The 10713-nt window shown below is 42.7% G+C and carries 9 protein-coding genes; 8 read left to right on the plus strand and 1 reads right to left on the minus strand.

The window, feature by feature from the left end; all coding sequences use genetic code 11:
• Window positions 1-146: 146 nt before the first annotated feature.
• From LI162_RS14465 to LI162_RS14495, 7 genes are all read left to right on the plus strand, one after another.
• The gene (locus LI162_RS14465) at window positions 147-1010 is read left to right on the plus strand and encodes a patatin-like phospholipase family protein (RefSeq protein ID WP_055171012.1); all 864 of its coding nucleotides are present in this window, start codon (window positions 147-149) and stop codon (window positions 1008-1010) included.
• 50 nt (window positions 1011-1060) lie between these two features.
• Window positions 1061-3187 carry a polyphosphate kinase 1 gene (gene ppk1, locus LI162_RS14470; RefSeq protein ID WP_227156843.1) on the plus strand — a complete coding sequence of 709 codons (2127 nt, stop codon included), beginning with the start codon at window positions 1061-1063 and terminating at the stop codon, window positions 3185-3187.
• Window positions 3188-3216: 29 nt separating this feature from the next.
• On the plus strand, window positions 3217-4266 hold the full coding sequence (locus tag LI162_RS14475) for an aldose epimerase family protein (protein WP_227156844.1): 1050 nt from the start codon (window positions 3217-3219) through the stop codon (window positions 4264-4266).
• A 26-nt stretch (window positions 4267-4292) separates the two neighbouring features.
• Window positions 4293-6440 carry a DNA topoisomerase gene (locus LI162_RS14480; protein ID WP_227156845.1) on the plus strand — a complete coding sequence of 716 codons (2148 nt, stop codon included), beginning with the start codon at window positions 4293-4295 and terminating at the stop codon, window positions 6438-6440.
• A gap of 54 nt (window positions 6441-6494) precedes the next feature.
• Complete coding sequence (locus tag LI162_RS14485) at window positions 6495-7169, plus strand: acyltransferase (RefSeq protein WP_015529736.1); 675 nt, start codon at window positions 6495-6497, stop codon at window positions 7167-7169.
• A 75-nt stretch (window positions 7170-7244) separates the two neighbouring features.
• Window positions 7245-8129: an NAD(P)-dependent oxidoreductase gene (locus LI162_RS14490; protein WP_226865634.1), complete on the plus strand. Its 885-nt coding sequence runs from the start codon at window positions 7245-7247 to the stop codon at window positions 8127-8129.
• A 150-nt stretch (window positions 8130-8279) separates the two neighbouring features.
• Window positions 8280-8756: a methylglyoxal synthase gene (locus LI162_RS14495; protein WP_020435679.1), complete on the plus strand. Its 477-nt coding sequence runs from the start codon at window positions 8280-8282 to the stop codon at window positions 8754-8756.
• Window positions 8757-8825: 69 nt separating this feature from the next.
• On the opposite strand, the gene LI162_RS14500 is transcribed toward LI162_RS14495, so the two are convergent.
• Entirely contained in the window at window positions 8826-10004 is a 1179-nt protein-coding gene (locus tag LI162_RS14500; protein WP_055148109.1) for a ribose-phosphate pyrophosphokinase, read from the minus strand.
• A 267-nt stretch (window positions 10005-10271) separates the two neighbouring features.
• On the opposite strand from LI162_RS14500, the gene LI162_RS14505 reads away from it, so the two are divergent.
• Window positions 10272-10439 (plus strand): hypothetical protein, encoded by a 168-nt coding sequence (locus LI162_RS14505; RefSeq protein ID WP_020435677.1) that lies wholly within the window; start codon window positions 10272-10274, stop codon window positions 10437-10439.
• Window positions 10440-10713: the final 274 nt, after the last annotated feature.

The following is a 10713-nucleotide window of genomic DNA, read 5'->3' on the forward strand; positions in this document are numbered from 1 at the left end:
AGGATGCAATAAGTTAGATCTGCCCATGGATAGTTCATGAAACAACCCTGATGTATAAGAACTAATCCTTGTTCTTTCCATTGTAAAAAGTTATAATGTTACTAAGAATCTCACAATATAAATAGCAGTAGAAAAGAGGAGAAACCATGGCACTTAAGAAAGCAACAATCGTACTGGAAGGTGGAGCAACAAGAGGCATATTTACTTCTGGTGCTCTGGATTACCTTATGGAACAGGATATTTATTTTTCAGATGTGATCGGTGTGTCTGCCGGCGCATGTAATGCAGTAGATTATGTTTCCAGACAGCCGGGACGTACAAGAGACTGTATGATTCCGAATACAAAAGATATGAAGTATATTAATGGAGTGAAAGATACGATCAGGGAGAAAAGTCTGATGAATATGGATTTGATTTTTGATAAATATCCGAATGAACTGATCCCATTTGATTTTGATGCATATTTTCAGTCAGAGATGCACTGTGAGCTGGTAACGACAAACTGTCTGACTGGAAATGCAGAATATATGACGGAAACAGAAGATCCTGACCGATTGATGAAGATCTGTCGTGCATCAAGCAGTATGCCGCTTGTAACTCCGATGGTGAATATTGACGGTGTCCCGTATCTGGATGGCGGACTTGCAGATTCTGTTCCGATCCGTCGTGCACAGAAGCTTGGGAATGAGAAGATCATAGTGATCCTGACGAGAAATCAGGGCTATCGTAAGAAAGTGATCTCACCGGCAGTGCAGAAGCTTTATAGACAGGCATATAAGTCCTATCCGAATGCAGTCCGGACAATCTTCAGAAGAAGTTTTATCTATAATAAGACGATGAATTATCTGGACCAGCTTGAGAAGCGTGGAGAGATCTATGTCCTTCGTCCACATGTAAAACCAGTATCACGGCTCGAACAGCATCCGGATGTCCTGCATGCATTTTATGAGCATGGATATCATCTGATGGAGCGAAAGACAGAAGAAATGCTGAAGTATCTTGAACAGTAATAAAAATAAATCGACTTGTTAAAAGAAGAGAGAAAAGGGAGTTGAGTTATATGAGAGAGATTTTAGAAGAAACTCAGAACCGTGAATTATCGTGGCTTCGGTTCAATCAGCGTGTTCTCGAAGAAGCACGGGATGAGACAGTTCCTTTGATGGAACGTATGAAATTCGTAGCTATTTTCACAAGTAACTTAGACGAGTTTTTTATGATCCGCGTAGGAAGTCTGTATGATATGGCATCAGCAGACAGCAAAAAGATCGATCAGCGATCCGGTATGACAGCAAAACAGCAGTTAGATGCAATTTATCGAGCTGTTTCCCCACTTTACAAGGAACGGGATAAGACATATGCAGAGATCAAGAAACAGTTAAGTCCGTATGGTGTCTGCGGTCTTGACTTCAAGGAACTGGAACAGCAGGAGAAGAAGTTTGTAAAGAAATATTTCAAAGAAGAAGTAATGCCGGTGCTTTCCCCACAGATCGTAGATGCGAACCATCCGTTCCCACATCTGTTAAGTAAAGAACTGTATGTGGTTGCGAATCTGAAGCAGGGAGACAAGACGATGCTCGGAATCATCCCGGTACCACAATATATTTCTAATATTCTCTATCTTCCGGGGTATGACATCCGTTATATCCGTATGGAAAAGATTATCCTGGAATTTATTGATCTTGTTTTTGACCAGTATCAGATCTCAGACAAGAACTATATCCGTGTAACGAGAAATGCAGATGTATCACCGGATGATGAAGCTTATGCAGATAGCGGAGATTTCCGTCATGTGATGCAGGAGACACTTCATAAGAGAAGAAGGATGGCTGTTGTCCGTCTTGAGGCAGCCAATTCTCTGAGTAAAGAGATGGAGAAATATTTCTGTGAGAAATTCAATATCCGTCCGGAATGTATTTTCCGAACAAAGATGCCGATGAAGCTGGACTTTATCTTTGCAATCGCTGATAAACTTCCGGATTCGAAGAAAAAAACGCTCGTGGATGTACCATTTTCTCCGCAACCGTCTTCCATGCTTGCAGAGGGTAAGGTGATTCCGCAGATAAAGAAGAAAGATGTACTCCTTTGCTATCCATACGAAAGCATGGAACCGTTCCTCCAGCTGATCAAAGAAGCATCAACAGACCCGGAAGTTCTGACGATCAAGATCACAATCTACCGTCTGGCGAAGAAAGCACGACTTGTAGAATATCTCTGTGCAGCGGCTGAGAATGGAAAAGAGGTTACGGTCCTGATCGAGCTGAGAGCACGTTTTGATGAGCAGAACAACATTGATTGGTCCGAGCGTCTGGAAGAGGCCGGATGCCGTGTCCTGTACGGATTCGAGGGTTATAAGGTACACTCCAAGATCTGCCTGATCACATACAGAAACCGTACCGGAATTCATTACATTACACAGATTGGAACCGGAAATTATAACGAAAAGACAGCGAAGATGTATACCGATTACTCGTTGATGACAAGCAGACAAGAGATTGGTGAAGACGCAGCAGGCTTTTTCCAGAATATGTCGATCAGTAATCTGAATGGAGTTTACAAGCATCTGATTGTTTCACCGACAAGCCTGAAACAGAAAGTACTTGCCTTGATGGATGAAGAAATTGCAAAAGGTGAGAACGGAAGAATCATTATGAAAATGAATTCTGTTACGGACATGGATTTCATTCGCAAAGTAACAGAAGCATCTCAGGCAGGGGTGAAGATAGATCTGATCGTGCGTGGGATCTGCTGTATCCTCCCGGGAATCAAGGGAAAGACAGAGAATCTGCGTGTGACAAGTATCGTCGGAAGATATCTGGAGCATCCAAGACTTTTCGTCTTCGGAAAAGGAGCAGATGCAACAGTTTATATTGGATCTGCTGATATGATGACAAGAAATACAGAGAAGCGTGTAGAAGTCGCGTGCCCGGTCTATGATGTAGAGATCCGGAAACGCCTGTTCCATCAGCTTCATGTAATGCTTTCTGACAATGTGAAAGCTCGCGCGATGACAAGTGACGGAACATATGTGAAGAAACCGGTGGAAGACGGAGCAAGTCTTGTGAATGCACAGGAGACCTTTATGAGAGAAGCATCACAGGCACAACGTCCGGCTGCAGCCAATGTGCCGAAGAAGAAAAAAGAAGGATTCTTAACAACCGTACTGAAGATTTTCAGAAAAAAACAATAGAAGGACGAGAGATGGAGGAGCAGAGAAAGATGAAACCGTTACAGAAAAAAGACTTTGGAAAGACATCGAAAGGGGAATTGGCTACCGTATATACACTGGAAAATGAAGCCGGAATGCAGATCAGTGTATCCGACTTCGGAGCAACACTGACAAGCGTACTTGTTCCGGATAAGGATAACAATCCGGTAGAAGTGACACTTGGATATGATGATGCAACCGGATATGAAGCCGGACTTGGAAATGCATTCGGAGCATCTGTTGGACGTAACGCAAATCGTATCGGTGGGGCAGTGATCGAGATCAATGGAACAGAATATCACTTGACAAAGAATGACGGAGAGAACAACTTGCACAGCGGATTTGATTTCTATCACGGAAGAATGTGGAAGGTTGCGGACGCAGATGATACCCATGTAACATTTGAGATGGACAGCCCGGATGGAGATCAGGGATATCCGGGAGCACTTGTTATGAAAGTGACGTATTCCCTGGATGAAGAGAATACTTTGATGATCCACTACGAAGCAGAACCGGATCAGGATACGATCATCAATATGACAAATCACAGTTACTTTAACCTGAACGGACATAAGAGCGGAGATGTTCTGAATCATACATTATGGCTGAATGCGGATGCATTTACACCGGCAGACGCAGCATCCATTCCGACAGGTGAGATCCGCAGTGTGGAAGGAACTCCGATGGATTTTAGAACAGATAAGACAATCGGAAAAGACATTGAAGCAGACTATGAACCGCTGGTATTCGGAAAAGGTTATGACCACAACTGGGTATTGAAAAATGAAGGCGAATTTGATAAAGTAGCAGAAGTGGCCGGGGATGAAAGTGGAATCCACATGAGTGTACTGACAGACCTTCCGGGAGTGCAGATCTATACCGCGAATTTCCTTGACGGAGTGAAAGGAAGAGACGGAGCGGTTTATGAGATGAGAGATGCCATCTGTCTGGAGACACAGTACTATCCGGATGCAATCCACCACGAGAACTTCCCAGGACCGATCTGTAAGAAAGGCGAGAAATATGATACTCGTACTGCTTACAGATTCCGTGTAAAATAAGTGAATGGAAGATAGATAACTAGTTTATGGGAAAATCAGTATACATTGCGGAGAAACCGAGCGTTGCCCAGGAATTCGCAAAAGCATTGAAACTAAATACAAAACGACGGGACGGATATCTTGAGTCAGACGAAGCCATTGTCACCTGGTGCGTCGGCCATCTGGTGACGATGAGCTATCCGGAGGAATATGATCCGGCACTTAAGAAATGGAACCTGCAGACACTGCCGTTTATCCCGGAAGAATTCAAATACGAAGTCATTCCGTCAGTGGCGAAACAGTTTCAGATCGTCAGCGGGATCCTGAACCGGGAAGATGTCGATACGATCTATGTCTGTACCGACTCCGGGCGAGAGGGAGAATATATCTATCGTCTCGTGGAACAGGAAGCACACGTTGAGGGGAAAAAGCGCCGGAGAGTGTGGATCGATTCCCAGACAGAAGAAGAGATTCTTCGAGGAATCCGTGAAGCCAAAGATCTGTCAGAGTATGATAACCTCGGAGCATCTGCATACCTGCGCGCCAAAGAAGATTATCTGATGGGAATCAACTTCTCCCGTCTGCTGACTTTGAAATATGGCAACAGTATTTCAAATTTTCTGCAAACGAAGTATTCCGTTGTATCTGTAGGACGCGTTATGACGTGTGTTCTTGGCATGGTTGTGCGCAGAGAACGCGAGATCCGTGATTTCGTCAAGACACCGTTTTACCGCGTACTTAGCACGATCGATGCACAGGGGCATACGTTCGAGGGTGAGTGGAGAGCAGTGAAAGGCTCCCGCTATTTTGAGTCCTATGACCTTTATAAGGAAAATGGATTCAAGGAGCGCAAGAAAGCGGAAGAATTGATTCAATACCTGCAGACACCGGATGACGAGTCTGTAAATGTAGCTGGAATACAGGGACAGTCAGGATTGAACTGCAGGATCGAGTCGATTGAGAAAAAGAAAGAGAAGAAGAATCCCCCTCTTTTATATAACCTGGCGGAGCTTCAGAACGACTGTTCTAAGAGATTTAAGATCAGTCCGGATGAGACACTGCGAATCGTGCAGGAGCTGTATGAGAAAAAACTTGTGACTTATCCGAGAACCGATGCCCGTGTTCTGTCTACCGCAGTGGCAAAGGAAATTACAAGAAATCTGAACGGGCTGTCAAAGTATCCGATGGCGGCACCGTATATGCAGGATATCCTGAATTTCGGAAGCTATAAGACACTTGCAAAGACACGCTATGTGAATGACAAGCAGATCACAGACCATTATGCAATCATTCCTACAGGACAAGGGTTGAATGCATTGAGTACTGTTTCATCTACTGCGAAGGGTGTGTACGACCTGATCGTGCGAAGATTCCTGAGTATCTTTTATCCGCCGGCAGTTTACCAGAAGGTTGCTATCGTGACGAAGATCAAAGAAGAAAGCTTCTTCTCAAGCTTCAAAGTACTTGCTGAGGAAGGTTATCTGAAAGTGGCAGGCATTCCGAAGAAGAAAGCTTCTCAGACAGCCACAAAAGATAGCAGTAATGGAAACAGTGAGAATAATAATAATGATACAAATGACGAAGCAGGGTCTGATTCTTCCGATCAAAGCCTGGACACCGGATTGTTCGAAGTGATCAAGTCATTAAAGAAGGGTGCAGCCCTTCAGGTCAGAGCATTGGATATCAAAGAAGGAGAGACATCACCTCCGAAGCGTTACAATTCCGGTTCCATGATCCTGGCAATGGAGAATGCAGGACAGCTGATCGAGGACGAAGAACTTCGTGCCCAGATCAAAGGAAGCGGAATCGGAACAAGTGCGACAAGAGCAGAGATTCTGAAAAAGCTTGTGAATATCAAGTATCTCGCATTGAACAAGAAGACACAGGTGATCACACCGACGCTGCAGGGAGAGATGATCTATGATGTTGTTGATCATTCCATCCGGTCACTCCTGAACCCGGAACTTACAGCAAGCTGGGAGAAGGGGCTGAGCTATGTGGCAGAAGGTTCCATCACATCAGATGAATATATGAGAAAACTCGATCATTTCATCACCAGCAGAACCGTTGGGGTGAAAGGGTTGAACAATCAATATCAGCTTAGAGCCTGCTATGAAAAAGCCGCTGGGTTTTATCCGTCTGTAAATAGTAATAAAACGACAGGTAGAACAAAAACAGGCAGCAGAAGTAAATGACACAATAATAAGACATAAATGTAAGTCGGTTCTAGCCGGCAGAAAGGAATTACCATGTTAGAAGCATTAACAGTAAAAGAAAATTATTCATTAGACCAGACAATCGCAAAAGATATCTTCAACGGAGTTACTTATCCGTGGGAAGTACTTCCGAAGATCAGCAACTTCATCCTTGAACTTGGAGCTACATTGAGCGAGGATGAATACGAGAAACGCGGAGAAAATGTATGGGTAGCGAAGTCTGCAAAGGTTGCTCCGACTGCATTTATCAATGGACCGGCAATCATCGGAAAGGATGCTGAGGTTCGTCACTGTGCATTTATCCGTGGAAATGCGATCGTAGGAGAAGGAGCTGTTGTAGGAAATTCCACAGAGCTTAAGAACGTGATCCTTTTTAATAAAGTTCAGGTTCCGCACTATAATTATGTAGGTGATTCTGTTCTTGGATACAAATCTCATATGGGAGCCGGATCCATCACATCCAATGTAAAATCAGATAAGAAACTTGTTGTAGTAAAAGCCGGAGAAGAGAAGATTGAGACAGGCATGAAGAAGTTCGGCGCAATGCTTGGAGATGAAGTAGAAGTAGGATGCGGAAGCGTTCTGAATCCGGGAACAGTTGTTGGAAATCACAGTAACATTTATCCACTTTCCTCTGTACGAGGATTCGTTCCGGCAAACAGTATTTACAAAAAACAGGGCGAAGTTGTGACAAAAGAAGAAAGATAGTTGAAAATAGAAAATGATAAGAATGGCTCCTGTGTGATAACATGGGAGCTATCTTAGACAGGAGAAATAAAGCAGATGAATAAAGTAGGTTTTATCGGTGTAGGAATCATGGGAAAATCCATGGTCAGAAATCTCATGAAAGCCGGATTTGAATTACATATCTATGCAAGAACAAAGAGTAAAGTAGAAGATGTGATCAGCGAAGGAGCACAGTTCCATGAGTCAATCAAGGATTGCGTGCAGGATTGTGATGCAGTTATCACAATTGTTGGGTTCCCACAGGATGTAGAAGAAGTATACTTTGATGAGGGGAATATCTTAGACAGTGCAAAGGAAGGCGCTTATCTGATCGATATGACAACAACAAGTCCGCAGATTGCTGAGAAGATCTACGCGGAAGGCACAAAGCGAGGCTTCCATGTGATGGATGCACCTGTCACAGGCGGAGATACAGGAGCGAAAGCCGGAACATTGTCCATCCTTGTTGGCGGAGAGAAAGAAGATTATGAAGCCTGTATGCCACTCTTTGAGGCAATGGGAACAAACATTAATTATCAGGGTAAGGCTGGATGCGGACAGCACTGCAAGTTGGCGAACCAGATCATGATCGCCGGAACACTGTCCGGTGTGTGCGAGGCACTTACTTACGCAAAAGAACAGGGACTGGATCCGGAAGTATTCATGAAGTCCGTTGCGACAGGTGCAGCAGGAAGTAAGCAGCTTGACACATTCGGACCAAAGATCTTAAAAGATGATTATGCACCGGGATTCTTTATGAAACACTTCATCAAAGATATGAAGCTTGCACTGATCGAAGCGAACAGAAAAGGACTTTCCCTTGATGTACTCAGTATGGTTCTTGCCAATTACGAAGAACTTGAGCAGGAAGGATACGGAGATCTCGGAACACAGGCGTTGATGAAATTCTATGATGAAGAACATCGAAATACGGAAGAGTAAAAATTTGTGAATGGTAACCGTAAAAATTCTGTTAAGAATCAACAAAACAGGTTGAAGTAACAGGGAAAAGAAAATATAATAGACATCAGAGAAAAAACTGTTGAAGAAGATAAAAATCAACAACAGGAAGACTTGAAGGAGGACACGAAAATGCTTACAGATAATTTTGTAACAATGGAAATTGGAAAAGCAAAACACATTGCACTCGTAGCCCATGATGGAAAGAAGAAAGAACTGATTGAATGGTGTGATAGAAATAAAGAAGTATTACAGGGACATTTCCTATGCGGAACAGGAACAACAGCCCGTCTGATCGCAGAGAAAACAGGACTTCCGGTAAAAGGATACTGTAGTGGTCCACTTGGTGGAGACCAGCAGATCGGTGCGAAGATTGTAGAAGGACAGATTGATTTCATGATCTTTTTGTGGGATCCGTTAGAGGCACAGCCACATGACCCGGACGTTAAGGCACTTCTTAGAATTGCAGTAGTATATGATATTCCGGTTGCGAACAACCTTGCAACAGCAGACTTCATGCTGAACAGCAAGTTCATGAATGAGCCTTATTCCAGACAGATTGAGAATTTCAATAAGACGATTCAGGACCGCGTCGCGGAGATGAAATAAAATAATTTAAGTATTAAAAAATACCTGCAGATATCAATTTTGACATCTTGCAGGTATTTTTATGGATTTTTACAGAAGTCCTTTTTCACGCTTCTCAAGAAGAGCATGAATCTTATCTGTCGGGCTGATAACAGAGCTGATCGGCACATCATGGTTCAGGGAATCAATGATCAGTGCGATAAATTTACTCATATCAGCTTTTACAAAGTAAGGCTTCTCATAAAGTTCCGGTGGGAGATATGTAAGGTTTGTTGTAATAACTTTACTGATATATCCCTTATTATAATACTCATCGAATTTATCAAATCCGTCTGTGAACAGTCCGAATGTTGTACATACAAAGACACGTCCGGCCTTACGCTCTTTCAGCTGTTTTGCAACATCAAGCATACTTTCTCCGGAAGAAATCATATCGTCAACGATAAGAACATCCTTTCCTGTTACATCATCACCGAGAAACTCATGGGCAACGATCGGGTTCTTTCCGTTTACAACTGTAGAGTAGTCACGGCGTTTGTAGAACATACCCATATCAACACCAAGTACATTAGAGAAGTAAACTGCACGGTGCATAGCTCCTTCATCCGGGCTGATGATCATCAGATGTTCTTTGTCAGCTTTCAGATCCGGTACTTCACGGAACAGTGCTTTTAAGAACTGATACTGTGGGTTAAAGCTGTCAAATCCACTAAGTGGAATTGCATTCTGTACACGTGGGTCATGAGCATCAAATGTAATGATGTTGGAAACGCCCATTGCGTCCAGTTCTTCCAGTGCAAGAGCACAGTCCAGAGACTCTCTTCTTGTACGCTTGTGCTGTCTGCTTTCGTAAAGGAAAGGCATGATAACATTGATACGGCGAGCCTTACCTGTTGCAGCAGCGATAATTCTCTTCAGATCCTGATAATGGTCATCTGGAGACATATGGTTAAGATGTCCGTTTACTGTGTAAGTCAGGCTGTAGTTGCATACATCAGTCATGATAAAAAGATCAGTACCACGGATTGTCTCTTTCAGGATACCCTTAGCTTCACCGGAACCGAATCTCGGACAACTACAGTCTACCTGGTAATTGTTGGCCTTATAGTTTCTGTAAAGTGGGGATTCTGTTACTTCGTTGATCGTGTTCTCACGGAAGGAAACAATATAATCATTTACCTTCTGTCCCAGAGGTTTGCAGCTCTCCATAGCAATCAGTTTCAGAGGTGCAATCGGGAGTGTGTTTTCTAACATTTCGATGTTCGTCATTTTCTTCTCCTCAGTGTGAATTAATTTTTAACCGTCTTAAGAAATCAGACAGTAACGCGAATTGATTAATTAGAATTAACAGATTAATCATTATACATTTAACGTTATACCATTTTTCAGGAGAAAATTCAAGGAGGGCAGGGCGGAGAGTGGACGATAAAATGTATTTTTTACAGAACAAGACAGAAAATAACAAACTTGCCTTTTATAAGGTGCAATGGTAGAATCTTAAGTAGGAAAATGTGCAGGACAAAAAGGAGCGATAATATGCCGAAAGTATTCAATAATCAAGTATTTATTGATTTTTTGGCACAATTAAGACCTGATGAACAACATCAGTATAACAGTCCATGGAATATTGCAGCAGAGTTTAATATTGATATGAGCTGTCCGCATGCTTTTATCAGAAGAAAGAAATCGGAGTGCAGCAGGTAGAAGTGGATTCTAAGATGATCATAGAAGCTGTGGTATAAGAAAAGAAAAATAAAAGAAATAAAAAGAGCTTTAATATCTGAACGATACAGTGGTATTGCGGAAGATATTAAGGCTCTTTTTATGTGTAAGGGAAATGGTAACTGTCCAGAGCCAACCTCCAAAATGCTATGCATTTTAAACCTGTTTTTTGAAATTTGCTTGGCTCTGAACAGTTATAAATTTCGTAGAGTATACAACTCTACGAAAAAAATGAAATTAAGTTGAATTTATGGGG

This window comes from Mediterraneibacter sp. 210702-DFI.3.120, assembly GCF_020561005.1.
In the GTDB taxonomy this organism is placed as follows: Bacteria; Bacillota; Clostridia; order Lachnospirales; family Lachnospiraceae; genus Mediterraneibacter; species Mediterraneibacter faecis.

Excerpts from the sequence above, each read along its gene's own strand:
- LI162_RS14480 (WP_227156845.1), top strand. The coding sequence starts at position 4,293 with ATGGGAAAATCAGTATACATTGCGGAGAAACCGAGCGTTGCCCAGGAA.
- LI162_RS14465 (WP_055171012.1), top strand. The coding sequence starts at position 147 with ATGGCACTTAAGAAAGCAACAATCGTACTGGAAGGTGGAGCAACAAGA.
- LI162_RS14490 (WP_226865634.1), top strand. The coding sequence starts at position 7,245 with ATGAATAAAGTAGGTTTTATCGGTGTAGGAATCATGGGAAAATCCATG.
- LI162_RS14505 (WP_020435677.1), top strand. The coding sequence starts at position 10,272 with ATGCCGAAAGTATTCAATAATCAAGTATTTATTGATTTTTTGGCACAA.
- LI162_RS14495 (WP_020435679.1), top strand. The coding sequence starts at position 8,280 with ATGCTTACAGATAATTTTGTAACAATGGAAATTGGAAAAGCAAAACAC.
- LI162_RS14475 (WP_227156844.1), top strand. The coding sequence starts at position 3,217 with ATGAAACCGTTACAGAAAAAAGACTTTGGAAAGACATCGAAAGGGGAA.
- LI162_RS14485 (WP_015529736.1), top strand. The coding sequence starts at position 6,495 with ATGTTAGAAGCATTAACAGTAAAAGAAAATTATTCATTAGACCAGACA.
- ppk1 (WP_227156843.1), top strand. The coding sequence starts at position 1,061 with ATGAGAGAGATTTTAGAAGAAACTCAGAACCGTGAATTATCGTGGCTT.
- LI162_RS14500 (WP_055148109.1), bottom strand. The coding sequence starts at position 10,004 with ATGACGAACATCGAAATGTTAGAAAACACACTCCCGATTGCACCTCTG.